Consider the following 17,072-nt stretch of genomic DNA (forward strand, 5'->3'; position numbering starts at 1 on the left):
AACCACCATGAAGAAAATGATTTCTGTCGCAGTACTGCTGGCTGTTTCGACGTCGTTCTCCGCGCAGGCGGCCGACACCATGCTGAAACTTCCGATCGCCGGCGCAATGTCTGCGAACGACGCCGAGAAGCGCCTTGGTGATTCGGTGAAGTTTTATTTTGCCGGCCAGCCCACGCCGACAGTGCTGACCCAGATCGCCAGCGATAAGACCAGCCAGCGCACCAACGGCTTCGGCAAGTCCGCCGAGAAGGCTTGCAACTGGGTGTTCCTGTCGGCCATGTTGGCGCTGCAAAATCGCGCGCACGATCTGGGTGCGAATGCGGTGGTCAACATCGTCAGCAATTTCAACAACGTGGAAATGGCCAGCGCCACCGAGTTTGAATGCGCCGACGGCGCCCTCATGGCCGGCGTGGCGCTGAAGGGCGACTTCGTCAAGATCGCCCAGTAAGCCGGCGTTTCAGTTTATTGCCAGAGCCAGTTCCACAAGCCCGGTAACCTGGGCTTGGCCTCTGGGCTGCTGATGGTCGCGGCCAGGGCGGCGCGCTCCGCTTCATCGTGATTGTCGTAGAAGGGCTGTGCTGCCAGCGGCACTTCCAGCTCGCGGGCCACGTCGAGCAGGATGTCGATATATTCTTCGATGTGGCGCGAAGTGTAGGGATTCACGTCGTGGAAGGTGACGACCACCGGCGTGTAGCCATCCACTGCCGGCATGTGGCCAGCGGCCCAGCGCTCGCGGGTTTCGGCCAGATGCTTGAGCATGTTGGAGCGCTTGTGCCAGCTGAAGTTGATGCCGTAGATTTTGCCGTCGTTGGCATTCAGGTCGGTCAGCAGCATCTGCAAGCCGTGTGCGTGATACGAGGCCAGTGTGTCGGCGTCGTAGGCCCAGAATGGCGGGCGCACGAGTTTAGGCACGACGCCGGTTTCGGCCTGCAGGTCGGCTATGCCAAGCTGCATGGTCTGGTCCAGCTGCTCACGGCTCATGAAGCGGTGATTGGAGTGGAAGGTGGTGGCCGAATGCAGGCCGATGACATGGCCTTCGCTGAATTCGCGCCGTATCAGCCAGCGGCCCATGTCGGTGCCGCCGCCGTGCCAGGCGCGAGTCTGGGTGAAGAATACGGCCTTGATATGTTTCTGCGCCAGCACTTCGAGGATGTGGACGGTGGGGTTGTCGTTGACAGCCGCTGCCGGACCGTCGTCGAAGGTCAGCAGGAAGCGCACCGGCGCCCGGGCAGTCTGCGCCATCGCAGCAGCGCAGAACAGCGTGAGCGAGAGGGCGGCCAGCAGTAAACGTGAACGAATTGCTATCACGGACTCAATCAATCAATAAAAACGGGTCCGATATTGTACGTGAATTTAATTTATGAAGAAGAACCTATGAGCGCCGACCTCGATCTCACCCAGCCGCCAGGCGAACCGCATGTGCCGGAAACGGAATTCGGCAAATGGTTCCTGCGCACGCAAACCTGGACCGTGCACGTGCTGGAGCGCGCACTGACCGATTTGCAGCGCCTGATGCCGGCAGAACGCCGCTCGTTCGCGGTGGTGGTCGACGTTGGCTGCGGCTACGGCCGCTCGCTGCCCAAGCTGCACCAGCGCTTTGCGCCGCAGCGCCTGATCGGCATGGATATCGATCCGGAGATGCTGCAGGAGTCGGCCAAGGAAGTGGCGGCGCATGGCGTGAAGGCGGAATTCATCTGCTGCTCCAGTTCGAGTATTGCGCTGCCGGACAACTCGGTGGATATGCTGTTTTGCCACCAGACCTTCCACCACCTGATCGACCAGGATGCCGCCATCCAGGAATTCTTTCGCGTGCTGAAGCCGGGCGGCGTGCTGCTGTTTGCCGAATCGACCAAGCGCTACATCCACTCCTGGATTATCCGCTTGCTGTTCCGCCATCCGATGGACGTGCAAAAGACCGCGCCGGAATACCTGGCGATGGTACGTGCGGCCGGCTTTGCGGTGCCGGACAGTGCGGTCTCCTATCCCTTCCTTTGGTGGAGCCGGGAAGACCTGGGCGTGCTGGAAACCGTCCTGCGCATCAAGCCGCCCGCCGTGCGGGAAGAAACGCTGATCAATCTGGTGGCGATTAAACCAGCGGCCTGAGGGGGCTAGCCTCGTTTATAATGCCCTTTTGGCTTAGGGCAATTGTTCTCACAATGACGAAGGCTTCTTTCTGGATGGTGGATGCGGACGCGGTCACCGACGCCGAGCTGCAGCGCTTGCGCGGCTGGCTCTCGCCGGGTGAGATGGCGCGTCACCAGCGCTTCGTGCGCGCGCAGCGGCAGCGCCAGTTCGTGGCCGGCCGGGTGCTGCTGCGCATGGCGCTGGGCCGCTTGCTCGGCGTGACGCCGCAGGAGATCCGGCTGGAAGAGCAGGTCGGCAAGGCGCCGCGCCTGGCCGCGCCGGTGATGAAGGGCGTGCAGCCCGGTTTCAGCATTGCCCACAGCGGCCGCTGGGTGGCGTGCGCGGTCAGTGCGCAAACCGCGCTGGGACTGGACATTGAAATGAAGGATGGTACGCGTGACCTGAATGCGTTGGCCGCCCAGGCTTTCGATAGCGTCGAGATGTCGCAGTGGGAGCGCCTGCAAGGCTTGCCGGGCGATGAGCGTGTCGAAGGCTTCTACCGTTTATGGAGCGAGAAGGAAGCCCGCTTCAAGCTGGGTATCAGCGGCGGCGGCCATTGCCTGGTACTGCCGCATGCGGAATTGTCGATGGTGCTGTGCACCGACAAACCGCTGGAAAAGCCGCCGCTAATCGAAGTGGTGACGCTCTCAATGTAAAAAAGCCGGCTTAGCCGGCTTTTTTTCAGTCGTTCAAACTCCAGACGTATTGCATGCGGGTCCAGGACTGCTGGGCCACGCCGTCCACCGTGCCCGGCTTGAATTTGCACAGGCTCAGGCCGGCTTGGGCGGCGCGGTCGAGGTCACGGAAGCCGCTGGTGCGCTCGATGCGCGAGTCGGCCACTTTGCCGTCGGTGCCGATCAGCAGGGCCAGCATGACAGTGCCGGTGTCGCCGTTGCGCAGGGAGGTCTTGGGGTAGTCTGGTTTGGTGCAGGCGCTGGCGTCCACGACTGCCGCCACCACGGCCGGCGCAGCCTTGGACGGCGCCACTTTGACTCCGCCGCCATCATGCGTCACCACCGTTGGCGGCTGTTCCGGTGGCCGCTCCGTGGTGCCGGTGATGGTGCTCTTCTCGATGGGGATATCGGTTGGTGGCTCCGGAACGACGATACGTGTGGGCGGCGATAAGGTCGGTTCGTCCACTTGCAGATCGCGCGTCTTGGGCTTGGGCGGATCCAGATTGGGCACCAGGTCGATAACCGGCGGCGCCGAGTGGAACACGGTCAGCTTCGATCCATGCAGGAAGGCGGCCAGCAGCACCACGTGCAGCAAGACTACCGTCGCCATACCAGTCAGGTTCTTCTTTTGATTCATGGCTACTCCTTTGTGGTGAGAAATTTGCTATGTATTGGAAGTATATTATTCTATGACATAGTAAAAACAAAGCGTTTTTTGCGCGATCATGGTGTGTTATGCTTCCACCATCGAGCAATGCAATGCACTTAAAGGTAGCAAATGAAGAAAATACGCGTAATGTTGGCGGATGACCATCCGATCGTGATGACCGGCTTTGCCATGTCGCTGGAAGGGCAGGGACTGGAAGTGGTGACGCAGGCGCGCACACCGGAAGAGGCGCTGGCGCAGTACCAGCAAATTAAGCCAGATGTCATCGTGCTCGACATCCGCTTTGGCGAGCAGCTGACCGGGCTGGATGTGGCCAAGCAAATCCTGGCACGAGCGCCGTCCGCCGCCATCGTGTTCCTGAGCCAGTTCGACCAGGATAGCCTGATCAAGGAAACTTACCGCCTTGGCGGCCGCGCCTTCATGACCAAGGATTGCGATCCTGCTGATCTGGCCGCTGCGGTGCGGCGCGCACATCAGGGTGAGCTGTACTTCCTGCCGCATATCGCTGAGCGGTTGGCCAACTTGTCGGTGCGCGGCGATGCGTCGCCGCAGTCGCAGCTGGACGAGCGCGCGCTGGAAATTTTCACACTGATGGCGGAAGGCCTGACTAACGCCGAGATCGCCGAGAAGCTGGATGTCTCCACCAAGACCATCAGCAATATCAGCCAGGCGGTGAAGGAGAAGCTGGGCGTGCATCGTCCCGCCTACATCACCAAGCTGGCGGTCAAGCACGGCCTGATTGAGCCCTGATGCGCTGGCAGGTGTGGCGCAATTGGAGTGTGCGGACGCGGCTGATGGCCATGACCGCGATTCCATTGGCCTATCTGTTTTGCAGCTTTGTCTGGTACGCCTACCAGTCGCGCCTGTCGGAGGTGCACGAGGAGATGGCCGAGCGCGGCCCGCTGGTGGCCAAGGTGCTGGCCGATAGCAGTGAGTTCAGCCTGGTCTCGCATCGCTACGATGATTTGAAGCTGACCATCAACGGCTTGCTGCGTGCCGACCCGAGCATTTACCGCATCGATGTGCTGGACGCGCAAAGGCGCGAGCTGGTGCATGCTGCGGCCCGTTCCTCCGGCGAGCCGGAAGCGCGCTACTACGAAGCGCCGGTGCTCAAGCGCCTGATGTGGGTCGCCATGCTGGGACCGGATGGCAAGCCTTACCAGAAGGACCGGCCAGCCGGCGCCAGTGGTGTGACGGTGGAGACGATGGGCTTTGTGCGGGTAACCATGTCGCCGTCGGCACTGCTGCTCAAGCAGACGCGCCGCTTTTATGTTGAGCTGCTGGTGGCCAGCCTGGGCTTGCTGGCTTGCGTGCTGCTGGCGTGGCAACTGGCCAAGGGGCTGGATGCGTCGCTGCAGGCGTCGATGCGGGCGCTGCGCGAGGCCGATGCCGAGAAGCGCCGTCTGATCGGCAAGGTCAACACGGCGGTGGAGGATGAACGTCAAAGCATTGCGCTGGAAATCCATGATGAGTTGAACGCTACGCTGATCGCCGCGCGGCTGGAGGCGCAGCGCATTGCCGACCTCAGTCCGGACGGCGAGGTACGCGACAAGGCGCAATCCATCATCAAATTGACGCTGGGTTTGTACAACAGCGGACGGGCGCTGGTGCGCCGTTTGCGGCCGGAAGTGCTGGATATGCTGGGGCTGGAAGGGGCGGTGGAGGAGATGCTACGCCATTACGACAACGCTCGCAGTGGTTGCCGCTTCAATTTGCAGGCCCGCGGGGACTTCTCTCGCATGGAAAGCTCGATTGCTATCTCCGCGTACCGGATCGTGCAAGAGGCTTTGTCCAACATCGTCAAGCATGCGCGCGCCACGCAGGCCACGGTCAGTTTGTCGCTGGAAGAGGGCGAGCTGCGGATGCAGATTGCCGACAATGGCATCGGCTACGATACGGCGCAGGCTTCCAGCGGCATCGGGCTGGTCGGCATGCGCGAGCGGGTCTATGCGGCCAATGGCCGAATCAGCGTTGATACCGGCTTGGCGGCAGGCACGCGTATCAACATTGCAATGCCAATTCGATAAAATTCTCCTTGTGAATGTAAACGATTCTCATTTGGTATTATTGTTTGTGAATAATTCTCATTCAATAAAGCAAGGGAAACAGGGAAATGCGGATCAAAGTAATGGTGGTGGCGCTGGCTGGAGTGATGGCGGCGTGGGCGGTGCATGCGGAAGAGGCGGAGCCGATCGAGCAGGTGGTCATCACCGGCGATAAGCTCAAGCGCACGGAAATCGACAGCAGCGCCAGCGTTGGTGCGCGCAACCGCCGCCAGATCGCCGAATCGGGCGTCACCTCGCTGGACGAGGTGGTGGCGCAGATGGCCAACGTCGGCACCGCCGAGAACCTGTCGATCCGCGGCGTGCAGGCTTACGGCCCGACCGGTGGCGGCGGCAAGACCATCACGCTGGTGGTGGACGGCGTGCCGCAGGACGGCTTCGGGCAGGACATCACGAATCTCAGTGTATGGGATGCCGATCGCGTTGAAGTGCTGCGCGGTCCGCAGTCCACCAACCAGGGCCGCAATTCGCTGGCCGGTGCGGTGGTGCTGAAGACGCGCGATCCGTCCGATACGCCGGACTTCAATTACCGCGTCAGCGCGGGCAACCAGAATGCGCACCGCGTGGCGCTGGCCGGCGGCGGCGCTATCGTCGAGCAGGTGCTGGCGGGCCGCATCTCGTTCGAGCAGCGCAAGCGCGATGGTGATGTCTACAACCCCACCCGCGATGACAAGCGCGCCAATCACGATGACGGTCACACGCTGCGCGCCAAGCTGCGCGTCACGCCGTGGGGCGATAACTATCAGGCGCTGGTGACGCTGGTGGACGACAAACAGCAGTCGGGCTACAGCACGGTGGAGGCAGTGAAGGTGCCGGCAGCGGCGCGCCAGAATCTGGCCAATGAGGCGAGCTTCACGGAGAACCACACGCGGTCGGCCGCGCTGGAGCAGACCTTCCGCGCGTTGGGCGCGGACATCACGCTGCTGTCCACCTACTCGCACAATCGCTACAACCGCACGCAGGATTACGATGGCACGGAGCTGAAGCAGGGCTACCGCGTCGGCGAGAATATCGACCGCCAATGGCAGCAGGAAGCGCGCGCCAACTTCGATACGCAGTTGTTCGGCCATAAGCTGAAAGGCGTGGCGGGCTTGTACTACTCGCAGCAGTACTACAACGGTGATGACACCTTCATCGTGCCGGTATCCTATGTACTGGGGTTGATCGGCCAGTGCGCGGTGCAGGCCGCGTGCGATGCGGCGTATGGTTCGGACTTCATCAGCCGCCGCCAGATGCAGAACAACGCCAGCAAGACGCGCGCTGCCTACGGCGAGTTCGATTATGTGGTCGATAAGCTGACGGTCACCGCCGGCATGCGTTTCGACGGCGAGCGCCAGAGCCGCATTCCGGATTCGAAGACTGACGGTACTTCGCCGCTGGCGCGGCAAATCTTCGGGCAGCTGATCAGCGCTGGCTATTTTGCGCCGGATGGTCCGCAGAATCTGAACACGGATAACTCGGTGTGGCTGCCCAAGCTGGGCGTGCGCTATGCACTGGCGCCGGAGTGGGTGGCTGGCTTGACCGCGCAGCGTGGCTACCGCACCGGCGGCGTCGATTACAGCTACCAGCGCGGTTCGCACGCTTACGGTCCTGAGTACACCAAGAACTACGAGCTGTCGCTGAAAGGCGCGATGCAGAATGGCTTGATGGTGTCGGTGAATGCCTACCGCGTGAACTGGACCGACCAGCAGGTCGATATTGGCAAGAATACGCTGGACACGTATCTGGTCAATGCCGGCAGTTCGCGCTTGCAAGGACTGGAAGGTGAGCTGCGCGGCCGTGTGACGCCGCAGCTGGAGCTGTTCGGTGCAGTCGGCATTGCGCGCACCAAGTTCATTAACTTCGTTACGCCAACCGAGGATTTCACCGGCAAGCAGTTTGCGCGTTCGCCGCGCGAGTCGCAGTCGGTGGGCTTCAGCTGGACACCGGGACGCTGGATGGTGAATATGAATTTGCAGCACTCGGGCGGCACCTACACCCGCTCCGACAACATCCAGCGTAACGACGGTCACACCACGCTGGGTGGCAAGACGACTTACACGCTGCCCAACGGCGTCACGCTGTTCGCGTATGGCAGCAACCTGACCAACCGCACCTACATCACGGCCAATCATCTGGATTCGGTCACGGGCCGCTACAACGTGGTGCTGGGGAATGCACGCCAGTTCGGCTTTGGCGTACAAGGTTCGATATGAACTGGATCTGCACCGGTGTCGCCGCGCTAGCGGCCTTGTGCCTCTACCTGGCGTCGCCGCACCAGACGTTGTGGAAGGCGGCGCTGCGGCGGCAGGCTTTCCTGCGCTGGCTGTCGGTGCCGCTGCTGGTGGGCTCCGTGGCCAGCGCGGTGGAGACCTACGGCGCGTGGTGCGGTGTGTGCATCGCGCTGGCCGGCTTCATGATGGCACTGGTGTCGCTGCCGTATCTGGACGCGTGGCGCCGGAAGGGAGGTCCGCATGCTCGGTAAATCGACTGCTGCCGCGATTCTCGGCTTGCCGCTGGCGGTGCTGATCGTCGGCTTTGCGGCACTGCTCAGCCGCGACCAGGCCAGTACTACCTTGCCTTGGCTACTGCTGTTCTTTCTGGTCTGGATAGCCACCATGACCGGCGCCTTCTTGTTCAAGACCGGCTTGCGCGCGTGGCTGTGGATGGGCGGCGCTACCGTGATCGGTTTCACTGCCCTGCATTTTCTCAAGGCCAGTGGCCTGCTAAGGATCGCCGCATGAAGTCTTCTACTTTGCGCACTTTTATTTCAGTGCATACGTGGGTGGGGCTGGTGGCCGGCTTTGCCTTGTTCATCGCTTTCTATGCGGGATCGGTGACGTTGTTCCATGAAGAGCTGCACGCTTGGGAAACGCCGCCGGCCAAGGTGGCTGCACCGCAGCGCGATCCGCAGGTGCTGATCGATGCGGTGCTGCTGGCGCATCCCAAGGCCAAGGATGTGTTCTACCTGCGCCTGCCGGACATGGTGCTGGAATTCGACGAGCGTCATTTCCGTTTCGACGCCAACGGTAAGGTAGAAGAATTCCAGGAGCCTTCGCAACTGGTGGATTTCATCTACCGCCTGCACTACACGGCGGGCCTGCCGCGCAGCTGGGGCATTTACGTGCTGGGCGTGGTGTGTGTGCTTTACGGGCTGGCGCTGGCCAGCGGCGTAATTATCTACGCGCCCAACTTCTTCAAGGACTTGTTCGCGCTGCGGATCGGGAAGAACATCAAGCGCATGTGGCAGGATGCGCACAACGCTATTGGCATACTGTCACTACCGTTCCACTTGATGTATGCGTGGAGCAGCGCGGTGCTGGCGCTGGGCGTCATTTTGCTGGCGCCGTTCCAGTACCTGGTCTTCGACGGCAAGCTGCTGCAGTTGGTGGGGCAGGATATCAGCGCCGCCGTGCCGCCCAAGCTAGCAGGCGTTAGCGCGCCGCTGGCGCCGGCCGCGCAGCTGCTCGCTGAGGTGCAGCGAGCAGCTCCCGGCATGGAGGTCGAGACCATGGTCTACCACAAGGCGGGCGACGCCAACGCGCAACTGCAAGCCTATGGCCATGCGCACCAGAAGACCGTTTCCAGCGTCAGCGCGGTGGTGCTGAATGCCAGCAGCGGCAAAGTGGAACGCGTGGTGACGCCGGATAATTACAGCCCCGGAACGCGCTTCATGCGCAGTTTGCAGACGCTGCATTTCGGCAGTTTCGGTGCGGCGGCGGTGCAGTGGATGTATTTCGTGCTGGGCATGGCGGGTGCCTTCCTGTTCTACAGCGGGAACTTGCTGTGGATTGAAGCGCGCCGCAAGCGCCACAAGCTGGTGCAGCCGCGCAGCGGAAAACTGATGGCGCAAGCCACGCTGGGTGTGTGCCTTGGTTGCGTGGCCGGCGTGGCGGCGGTGTTCCTGGCGAATAAACTGGGACCGGCAGGGCAGCTACCGTTGTGGGAGTCGCGCAGCTATTACGCCGTGTTCTTCGGCTGCGTGCTGTGGGCCTTCGCCCGTCCACCGGCGCGTGGCGCGCACGAGCTGCTCAAACTGTGTTCCGTGCTGACGCTGGCCGTGCCGCTGGCGCACTGGTGGAGCACCGGCGTTAACCCGCTGCTGGCGCTGCTGCAAGGCGACGGCGTAGTGGCCGGCGTGGCCGCTGTATCAGTGCTGTTCTCCACAATGTACTGGCGCATGTCCCGCGCTGTACTGGCACGCGGCCAACACGGTGACCCGCACAGTGTCTGGTCCTTGCGCAAGGTCGTACCGGTACAGGGAGAGATACAACAGGCGGCGTAATCATGCGGTTATAATCCGTTCAATCTTTCCGGAAACTTCACATTGAACGGAACCGCCTGACATGAGCCAGCCCAATCAGTTTGCCCTGCTGAAGCAACGCCGCTTCGCGCCGTTTTTCTGGACCCAGTTCCTCGGCGCGTTTAACGATAATTTGTTCAAGACCGCGCTGGTGGTCATCATTACTTTTGATGCGCTGAGCTGGACCACGTTGTCGCCGTCGGTGGTCACCAATTTGATACCTGGCTTGTTCATCCTGCCGTACGTGCTGTTCTCCGCTACCGCCGGCCAGTTGGCCGACAAGTTCGAGAAGTCTTCATTGACGCGCTTCGTCAAGTGGCTGGAACTGGGCATCATGTGCGTGGCGGGTATCGGCTGGGTCACACATCATTTGTGGCTGCTGATCGCCGCCGTGGTGGGCATGGGCGTGCACTCGACGCTGTTCGGACCTGTTAAATATGCCTATCTGCCGCAGCAACTGAAGCCGGAAGAACTCATCGGCGGCAATGGTGTGACCGAGATGGGTACTTTCGTCGGCATCCTGATGGGCGAGTTGCTGGGCGCGGTGCTGGTGGTACAGCAGCCGCATGGCCTGCTGCTGGAAGCTGCTGCCACGGTTTGCGTGGCGGCGATGGGGCTGGTCACGGCATATCGCATTCCGTTGTCGCCGGCGCCAGCGCCTGAGCTGAAAATCAGCTGGAACTTCATCGGCGAATCGATCCGCAATATCAATTTCTCGCGCAAGAATCGCTCGGTGTTCCTGTCCATGCTGGGCAACTCGTGGTTCTGGTTCTACGGCGCGCTGGTGCTGGCGCAGTTCCCGGTGTACGCCAAGGATTACCTGCATGGCGATCATGGCGCGTTTGTGATGCTGTTGACCGTCTTCTCGCTGGGCGTGGGCAGCGGCTCGCTGCTGTGCGAGCGTCTGTCGGGGCATAAGGTGGAGATCGGCCTGGTGCCGTTCGGCTCCATCGGCCTGACGGTGTTTGGCATCGACCTGTATTTCGCCAGCCTGGCTTTCAGCAGCACTGCCGCCGCTGCATCGGCGGGTGTGCATCTCGATGCGTTTGCGCTGCTGGCGCAGCATGGCATGTGGCGCATCCTGTTTGATGTGCTGATGATCGGCATGTTCGGCGGCTTCTTCATCGTGCCGCTGTTTGCCCTGATCCAGCTGCGCTGCGATCCGGCCCACATCTCGCGCACCATCGCCGGCATGAATATCCTGAACGCGCTGTTCATGGTGGCGGCGGCCGGACTGGCAATTGTACTGCTGGGTCAGGGCTTGACGATTCCGCAGCTGTTCCTCGTTACCGCGCTGCTGAATGCTGCGGTGGCGATTTACATCTTCTCGCTGGTGCCGGAATTCCTGATGCGCTTCCTCGCCTGGCTGTTGATCCACACCATCCACCGCGTGCAGGTAGTCGATGCCGCGCGCATTCCGGCCGAAGGCGCGGCGGTGCTGGTGTGTAATCACGTGTCGTATGTGGACGCCATCGTGATCGGCGCCGCGTCCCCGCGTCCGATCCGCTTTGTGATGGACCACCGCATCTTCAAGCTGCCGCTGCTTGGCTGGATTTTCCGCACCGCGCGCGCGATCCCGATTGCACCGGCCAAGGAAGATCCGTGGCTGATGGAGAAAGCTTACATCGACATCGCACAGGCGCTGCACGAGGGCGACCTGGTATGCATCTTCCCGGAAGGGCAGCTCACCCGCACCGGCGATATCAATGAATTCAAGGGCGGCGTCGCCAAGATCATCGAACGCACCAAAGTGCCGGTGATTCCGATGGCGCTGCGCGGCCTGTGGGGGCACCTGTTGAGCCGCAACCAGGAGAATGTGTTTGAACGCGTGTTCCGCAAAGGCTTGCGCTCACGCCTCTCGCTGGCAGTGGGCACACCGGTCGCACCACAAGATGTTTCGCCGGACGACCTGAAACAGCGCGTGGCCGCACTGCGCGGCGACTGGAAGTAAGCCGCTAGCGCGCCGCCTGCACCCGGTCGCGGTTTTGCCGCGCGCCGGCCAGGCGGACGATTTGCGCCAGTTCCACCGGCTTGACCAGATGGTGGTCGAAGCCCGCTTCCACAGTGCGCTTGCGCGCGTCGACTTGTCCCCAGCCGGTCAGTGCCAGCAGCAGGATGTGTTCAGCGCCGGCGATGCGGCGGATGGCGCGTGCCGTTTCGTAGCCGTCCATGCCCGGCATGCCCAGGTCCATGATGATCATGTCCGGCACTTGCTGCGCTACCGTCGCCACCGCCGATACGCCGTCGTACACAGCGTGCGCGTCGAAGCCGTCCAGATCCAGCAGGGCGGTGAGCGAATCGGCGGCATCCGCATTGTCGTCGACCACCAGCACCCGCATTTTTCGGCCGTCGGCGCTGGCCTGCTGCGCCAGCGGTACGGCATCGCGCACACTTTCATGGCCCAGCACCGGCAGGCGGATCACGAACTCGCTACCTTTGCCGACGCCGTCGCTGACGGCGTTGACGGTGCCGCCGTGCATTTCTGCGAACTGGCGCGATAAACTCAGGCCGATGCCTAGCCCACTGGAGAACTGGCCGTTGACGGTTTTGCTTTGCTCGAACATGTGGAAGATGCGCGGGATGGTGTCGGTATCCAGGCCGATGCCGTCGTCGCGGATGGTCACCAGCAGCGCATCGTCATCAACGGCGGCGCTCACCGCCACATGGCCGCCCTGAGGCGTGAACTTGACCGCGTTGGACAAGATGTTGGCGTAGATCTGCACCACGCGCGCGTAGTCGATATTCAGCATGACTTCCTGCGGCGGCAGCTGCCAGGCGATGTGAATGCGCTTGGCCTCCGACGCCTGCTGGCACAATTCACTGACATGGCTCATGACCGATGCCAGCGTTACCAATTGCCGCTGCAGTTTGATTTTTCCGCTGGTGATGCGGGCCACATCGAGTAAGTCGTCGACGAGGCGCGTCAGCAGGCGTACCTGGCGCTCCACCACGTCGCGGATGCGGGCCACCGGCGCCGCTTGCGGATACAAATGCGTCAGCAGCGAGACCGAGGTGCGGATCGGCGCCAGCGGATTGCGTAACTCATGTCCCAGGCTGGCGAGGAATTCGTCTTTGCGCCGTGCCGCCTCGCGCACCTGATATTGCTTGCTGCGCGCGCGCAGCGTGGCATGCAGCGCGGTGATCAGCGTCAGCGTGCGCACCGGCCGCTCCAGCAGCGCCACGTTGCCCAGTCCTAGCACGGCCTGCCGCACCCGGGGCGAATCGGCGCCGCTGCCTGTTAGCAGGATGATGGGCAGGTCGGACCAGTCGGGTTGGCGCGCCACGCAGCTCTGCAACAGCTGGAAGCCGCCCGGCGCCAGTGCTTCTTCCACCGTCAGCACGGCGCCGGCGCCGCGTTCCAGCTCCTCCGCCAATTCGGGTAAGGTGGCGCACACGTGGCTTTCGATGGCGGCCGTCGACAGCACTTTGGCGGCCAGCGGCGCATCCTGTCCGGTGGGGGCGTAGATCAGGATGCGTGATTCCATGGTGGTCAGCCGCCGTCGCCGTGGTAGGTCGGCACGCCGGTCAGCACGCCGTGGAATTCCTTCAGCACCGGTCCGACGCGCAGTCCGTTGCTGGTGATCTCCAAGCGGCGCAGGGTGCGCTCATGCGCACTACCGCGTTTCTTGAACACCGAAATGGCTTGCCGTACTTCGCCAAGAGCCTCGAAGTAGCGCAACATGATGACGTTGTCGGCCAGATAGCTGGCATCGATCGCGTTGTTCATGCCGCCGCCCACCATGCCCTGCTGCACGCCGACGATGATGCTGACCACGCCGCGCTGGCCGAGGTAAGTCAGCAGTTCGTGCAGGTGGATGATGAGGAAGCGCTCATCCGGCACGGCATTCAGGTAGCCGTTTAAACTGTCGATGACGACCATGCGTGCGCCTTGTTCTACGGACTGTATTACCGCATTCGCAAACTCGCCGGGAGATAGCTCGGCCGGATCAACCTGTTGGATCGTTAGCAGGCCACTGGCGACGGCGCCGTTCAAATCGAGTTCCAGGCCCTTGCAGCGAGTCAGCATATTGCTACGTGCTTCCTCGAACAGGAACATGGCACAGCGCTGGCCGCGCTGGACGGCGGCGTGGATGAACTGTGCCGAGAGCGAGGATTTGCCGGTGCCGGACGGCCCGCTAATTAAAGTGCTCATTCCTTCTTCAAGGCCGCCTCCCAGCAGCACGTCGAGCGCCGGCAGGCCGCTGGAGAGCTGTTTGCGGGTGGTGTTTTCGCGCGATTCGGCGGCCACCAGGCGCGGATAGACATGCAGGCCGCCTTTGTAAATTTTGTAGTCGTGCGTACCGCCGCGGAAAGCGATGCCGCGGTACTTGACCACGCGCAGGCGGCGGCGCTCGGCGCCATAGGCCTGGTCGACCAGTTCCAATGTGAGTACCGCATGCGCCACGCTTCGCACTTGCAGATCGGTGCTGAGGGCGGTGCGGTCGTCGAGCAGGACGGTGGTGCATTTACGGCTGCTCAGGTACTGCTTGAGCGCCAGCACCTGGCGCCGGTAGCGCAGCGGGCTTTCGGCCAGCAGCTGTAATTCAGATAGCGAGTCGAGTACTACGCGGCGCGGATGATATCGATCAACCGCCGCCAGGATGCGCTGGGTGGTGCCGCCGAGTTCAATTTCGGATGGGTGGAAGATGGTGTACTGCTGGTCGGGATTGAGCGCTTTTTCATCGGGGATGATTTCCTCGATGTGGATGCCTGCCATATCCCAGCCGTGCGACTGCGCTACGCTGAGCAGTTCGACGCGGGTTTCGGCCAGCGTGATGTACAGCGTGCTCTCGCCGCGCCGTGCGCCTTCAGTCAGGAACTGCAAGGCCAGCGTGGTCTTTCCAGTACCAGGCTCCCCTTCGACGAGGTAAAGCCGGTCGCTGGTCAAGCCGCCAGCGAGGATTTCATCCAGCCCTGGCACGCCAGTGGATAAAAAATCGCGGGTAACGCTGTTTTGTTCTTCCATAGTGAGATTCCGATACGTGGTACGTTGTCTGAAAATACTACCTGAAGCAGCAAAAACGGGATGTTCGATAGAGAACTTAACGGCGTGCGCGCCGCTGCATACCTTGTTGTTTGTGATGGTACATGGCGCGGTCGGCGCGGCCCAGCAGTGTTTCGGTATCCTGCGGGTCGTCCGGGTGGTGGATGGCGATGCCGATGCTGGCGCTCAGCGAGACGGTGGTGGTTTTCAGCACGAAGGGCTGCTGCAGCGCGGGTATCAGCTTGTCGGCCGCTTCCTGGGCGTCGACGTCGTTGTGCAGCATTTCGAGGATGACCACGAATTCGTCGCCGGCCAGGCGGCCCACGGTGTCGGTCCGGCGCACTGCGCCGCGTACGCGCTCGGCGAACTGGCGCAGCAGCTCGTCGCCTTCCTCATGGCCGTAGCGGTCGTTGACTTGCTTGAAGCGGTCCAGGTCGAGGAACAGCACGGCGCAGCTCTGGCGCAGGCGGTTGGCGCGCTGCAGCGCTTCGGGCAGGGCTTGCATCAGCGCGCGGCGGTTCGGCAGGCCGGTTAAAGTGTCCTTCAGCGCCATCGCCTCCATCGACGCGAACAGCGATTTGCGCTCGCTGATATCGTGCAGGAAGGCGATGAACAAATGGCCGCTGCTACGCGGTACATAGGCCAGCGACACTTCCACCGGCAGCTCCTTGCCGGCGCGGTTGTGCAGCATCAGCTCCACGCGGCGGCTTAGCAGCGGTGCGTCGCCCTTGCTGCTCTCGGCCAGCTGTCGCATGTCGCGTTCATAGGCGCGCCGCAGCAGCGGCGGCAGCATCATCGCGGCCAGCGGCTGGCCGATGACTTCCGAACGCTTCCAGCCCAGCAGCCTTTCCGCTTGCAGGTTCCACTCGCGCACCACGCCGCCCGGATCGAGTGCGATGAAAGCGTCGTGCGCGTTGTCGAGAATCGCCCGCAGCTCGGCCGCGCGCTCCTGCAGCAGCTGCTGCGTGCTTTGCTCTTGTCCCAGCGCGCGCTCCAGCTGCAGCGCCTTGCGGGCGATTTCGCGGGTGCGCTCGCCCACCGTGGATTCCAGCTTCTCGTTCAAGCCGCGCAGCGCGTCCAGGTGGCATTGTTCATTGCGCAGCATTTCGTTCAGGGCGCGCGATAGCACCTGCACTTCGTGATAGCTGTCGTTCTGCTGCACGTCCGGCGGCGTGGTGCTGTCGCGCGGCGCGGCCAGGCGTTCTTCAATGGCGCGGCTCAAGGCATTCAGCGGCCGGGTGAGACGGCGCGCCGCCACTGCGCCGCCCAGCGCCATCACCGTGCCGAGGATGGCGCCCAGCAGCAGAATCTGGCGCTCCAGCGCACGCGCACCGGATAAGGCCAGCGCCTCCGGCTGGCGTACCAGGATAGACCACGGCAGGCTGGCCGGATCGCCGGGCGTGCCGGTGCGTGCATAGCCGGTGAGGTAGTCGCGGCCATCGGCCCAGGTTTCCTTGAGCGAGCCGAAGCCGCCGCCGCTGGCCAGCGCCAGGCTTTCGCTGTTGATCTTTTGTTCTTCCATGCCCTGAGGGCCGAGGATGGCGACGCCGTCGCGGCGCACCACGAAGACATCGGCCGAATACTGCTGGCTGGCCGGCGCGAAGATGGTCTGCACCATGCGCCGCGCCCAGCCCCAGCCCATGCGCACGCAGATCACGCCGCGGAACTCGCCGTCCGGTCCCAGCACCGGGCCGGACGCATCGACGAAGCGCCACGGGTCGGCGTGGTAGGGAAGTTTTTGGCCGGGCAGGGCGGCTGGCGGATAGTCGCCCGCATACAGTTTGCTGCGGCCGGCCTGGAACCATTCGCGCGCGCTGACGTCTGCGTCTTCCTGTACGCCCTGGGTGGCGGCATAGACCTTGCCCTCCGGTGTGGCCAGGCCGATCCAGGCGTAGTCGGGGAAGGTTTTTTGCAGGCTTTCCAGCACCTGCCGTACCTCGGCCGGGCTGCGCGCTTCACGCACGCGCGGCAGGGCGCTGAGGAGGCGGACGTCGGCGGTGGCCTTGCGCACTACGCCATTCAGTGCATCGCGCATTTGCCACGATAGCTGCTGCAGGCGCTGCTCGGCCTCGTGCCGGGCGTAACTGATGGCGAAATGGTCAACCAGGATTAACAGCGACAACACGGTCAGCAGCACCGTCGCGCTGACGCCAGCCGTCACCAGGGTGATCAGCCGGGGGCGGGTGCTGGGAGGCGGCGGGAGCATGGGCTGCACTGGCGGGCCGGAATGATGTCAAAAAGAAAGTAATTGATTGTAGCATCGCGGACCCCACGGAAT

The 17,072-nt window shown here is 62.7% G+C and carries 15 protein-coding genes; 10 read left to right on the forward strand and 5 right to left on the reverse strand.

Going from position 1 to position 17,072, the window contains the following annotated elements:
- Positions 1 to 7 precede the first annotated feature (7 nt).
- A complete protein-coding gene (locus GTP46_RS24095) occupies positions 8 to 448 on the forward strand; it encodes an excinuclease ATPase subunit (protein WP_161009168.1) in 441 nt (146 codons plus the stop codon).
- A 14-nt stretch (positions 449 to 462) separates the two neighbouring features.
- Here GTP46_RS24095 and GTP46_RS24100 read toward each other — a convergent pair whose 3' ends face one another.
- A complete protein-coding gene (locus GTP46_RS24100) occupies positions 463 to 1,308 on the reverse strand; it encodes a polysaccharide deacetylase family protein (protein WP_371869742.1) in 846 nt (281 codons plus the stop codon).
- A 66-nt stretch (positions 1,309 to 1,374) separates the two neighbouring features.
- Here GTP46_RS24100 and GTP46_RS24105 point away from each other — a divergent pair, with 66 nt between their 5' ends.
- A complete protein-coding gene (locus GTP46_RS24105; protein ID WP_161009169.1) occupies positions 1,375 to 2,103 on the forward strand; it encodes a class I SAM-dependent methyltransferase in 729 nt (242 codons plus the stop codon).
- Between the two features lie 53 nt (positions 2,104 to 2,156).
- Complete coding sequence (locus GTP46_RS24110; RefSeq protein ID WP_161009170.1) at positions 2,157 to 2,780, forward strand: 4'-phosphopantetheinyl transferase family protein; 624 nt, start codon at positions 2,157 to 2,159, stop codon at positions 2,778 to 2,780.
- Between the two features lie 25 nt (positions 2,781 to 2,805).
- Here GTP46_RS24110 and GTP46_RS24115 read toward each other — a convergent pair whose 3' ends face one another.
- Positions 2,806 to 3,435 (reverse strand): energy transducer TonB, encoded by a 630-nt coding sequence (locus tag GTP46_RS24115; protein WP_161009171.1) that lies wholly within the window; start codon positions 3,433 to 3,435, stop codon positions 2,806 to 2,808.
- 141 nt (positions 3,436 to 3,576) lie between these two features.
- Here GTP46_RS24115 and GTP46_RS24120 point away from each other — a divergent pair, with 141 nt between their 5' ends.
- The 7 genes from GTP46_RS24120 (at position 3,577) to GTP46_RS24150 (ending at position 11,761) form a co-directional block, all read left to right on the forward strand.
- Positions 3,577 to 4,215 (forward strand): response regulator transcription factor, encoded by a 639-nt coding sequence (locus GTP46_RS24120; protein WP_161009172.1) that lies wholly within the window; start codon positions 3,577 to 3,579, stop codon positions 4,213 to 4,215.
- Positions 4,215 to 5,492, forward strand: coding sequence for a sensor histidine kinase (locus GTP46_RS24125; RefSeq protein ID WP_161009173.1), 1,278 nt, complete (start codon positions 4,215 to 4,217; stop codon positions 5,490 to 5,492). Before GTP46_RS24120 ends, GTP46_RS24125 begins: the two co-directional genes overlap by 1 nt.
- 86 nt (positions 5,493 to 5,578) lie before the next feature.
- Positions 5,579 to 7,723 carry a TonB-dependent receptor gene (locus GTP46_RS24130; RefSeq protein ID WP_161009174.1) on the forward strand — a complete coding sequence of 715 codons (2,145 nt, stop codon included), beginning with the start codon at positions 5,579 to 5,581 and terminating at the stop codon, positions 7,721 to 7,723.
- Positions 7,720 to 7,992 carry a hypothetical protein gene (locus tag GTP46_RS24135; protein WP_161009175.1) on the forward strand — a complete coding sequence of 91 codons (273 nt, stop codon included), beginning with the start codon at positions 7,720 to 7,722 and terminating at the stop codon, positions 7,990 to 7,992. Before GTP46_RS24130 ends, GTP46_RS24135 begins: the two co-directional genes overlap by 4 nt.
- Positions 7,982 to 8,251 carry a hypothetical protein gene (locus GTP46_RS24140; protein ID WP_161009176.1) on the forward strand — a complete coding sequence of 90 codons (270 nt, stop codon included), beginning with the start codon at positions 7,982 to 7,984 and terminating at the stop codon, positions 8,249 to 8,251. The genes GTP46_RS24135 and GTP46_RS24140 overlap by 11 nt, the downstream gene beginning before the upstream one ends.
- Positions 8,248 to 9,792: a PepSY-associated TM helix domain-containing protein gene (locus tag GTP46_RS24145; RefSeq protein ID WP_161009177.1), complete on the forward strand. Its 1,545-nt coding sequence runs from the start codon at positions 8,248 to 8,250 to the stop codon at positions 9,790 to 9,792. The genes GTP46_RS24140 and GTP46_RS24145 overlap by 4 nt, the downstream gene beginning before the upstream one ends.
- Before the next feature lie 61 nt (positions 9,793 to 9,853).
- Positions 9,854 to 11,761 (forward strand): MFS transporter, encoded by a 1,908-nt coding sequence (locus GTP46_RS24150; protein WP_161009178.1) that lies wholly within the window; start codon positions 9,854 to 9,856, stop codon positions 11,759 to 11,761.
- 4 nt (positions 11,762 to 11,765) lie between these two features.
- Here the strand turns inward: GTP46_RS24150 and GTP46_RS24155 are convergent, their stop codons facing one another.
- The 3 genes from GTP46_RS24155 to GTP46_RS24165 form a co-directional block, all read right to left on the reverse strand.
- Positions 11,766 to 13,295 (reverse strand): ATP-binding response regulator, encoded by a 1,530-nt coding sequence (locus GTP46_RS24155; protein ID WP_161009179.1) that lies wholly within the window; start codon positions 13,293 to 13,295, stop codon positions 11,766 to 11,768.
- 5 nt (positions 13,296 to 13,300) lie between these two features.
- Complete coding sequence (locus tag GTP46_RS24160) at positions 13,301 to 14,776, reverse strand: ATPase domain-containing protein (RefSeq protein ID WP_161009180.1); 1,476 nt, start codon at positions 14,774 to 14,776, stop codon at positions 13,301 to 13,303.
- A gap of 76 nt (positions 14,777 to 14,852) precedes the next feature.
- Entirely contained in the window at positions 14,853 to 17,000 is a 2,148-nt protein-coding gene (locus GTP46_RS24165; protein WP_161009181.1) for a diguanylate cyclase domain-containing protein, read from the reverse strand.
- Positions 17,001 to 17,072 lie beyond the last annotated feature (72 nt).

The organism is Duganella flavida, assembly GCF_009857445.1.
Lineage (GTDB): Bacteria > Pseudomonadota > Gammaproteobacteria > Burkholderiales > Burkholderiaceae_D > Rugamonas > Rugamonas flavida.

What these genes read in the sequence shown, in the direction of transcription:
- GTP46_RS24095 (WP_161009168.1), top strand. Translation starts at nt 8, where the DNA reads ATGAAGAAAATGATTTCTGTCGCAGTACTGCTGGCTGTTTCGACGTCG.
- GTP46_RS24140 (WP_161009176.1), top strand. Translation starts at nt 7,982, where the DNA reads ATGCTCGGTAAATCGACTGCTGCCGCGATTCTCGGCTTGCCGCTGGCG.
- GTP46_RS24115 (WP_161009171.1), bottom strand. Translation starts at nt 3,435, where the DNA reads ATGAATCAAAAGAAGAACCTGACTGGTATGGCGACGGTAGTCTTGCTG.
- GTP46_RS24165 (WP_161009181.1), bottom strand. Translation starts at nt 17,000, where the DNA reads ATGCTCCCGCCGCCTCCCAGCACCCGCCCCCGGCTGATCACCCTGGTG.
- GTP46_RS24110 (WP_161009170.1), top strand. Translation starts at nt 2,157, where the DNA reads ATGACGAAGGCTTCTTTCTGGATGGTGGATGCGGACGCGGTCACCGAC.
- GTP46_RS24160 (WP_161009180.1), bottom strand. Translation starts at nt 14,776, where the DNA reads ATGGAAGAACAAAACAGCGTTACCCGCGATTTTTTATCCACTGGCGTG.
- GTP46_RS24150 (WP_161009178.1), top strand. Translation starts at nt 9,854, where the DNA reads ATGAGCCAGCCCAATCAGTTTGCCCTGCTGAAGCAACGCCGCTTCGCG.
- GTP46_RS24120 (WP_161009172.1), top strand. Translation starts at nt 3,577, where the DNA reads ATGAAGAAAATACGCGTAATGTTGGCGGATGACCATCCGATCGTGATG.
- GTP46_RS24135 (WP_161009175.1), top strand. Translation starts at nt 7,720, where the DNA reads ATGAACTGGATCTGCACCGGTGTCGCCGCGCTAGCGGCCTTGTGCCTC.
- GTP46_RS24125 (WP_161009173.1), top strand. Translation starts at nt 4,215, where the DNA reads ATGCGCTGGCAGGTGTGGCGCAATTGGAGTGTGCGGACGCGGCTGATG.
- GTP46_RS24105 (WP_161009169.1), top strand. Translation starts at nt 1,375, where the DNA reads ATGAGCGCCGACCTCGATCTCACCCAGCCGCCAGGCGAACCGCATGTG.
- GTP46_RS24145 (WP_161009177.1), top strand. Translation starts at nt 8,248, where the DNA reads ATGAAGTCTTCTACTTTGCGCACTTTTATTTCAGTGCATACGTGGGTG.
- GTP46_RS24130 (WP_161009174.1), top strand. Translation starts at nt 5,579, where the DNA reads ATGCGGATCAAAGTAATGGTGGTGGCGCTGGCTGGAGTGATGGCGGCG.
- GTP46_RS24155 (WP_161009179.1), bottom strand. Translation starts at nt 13,295, where the DNA reads ATGGAATCACGCATCCTGATCTACGCCCCCACCGGACAGGATGCGCCG.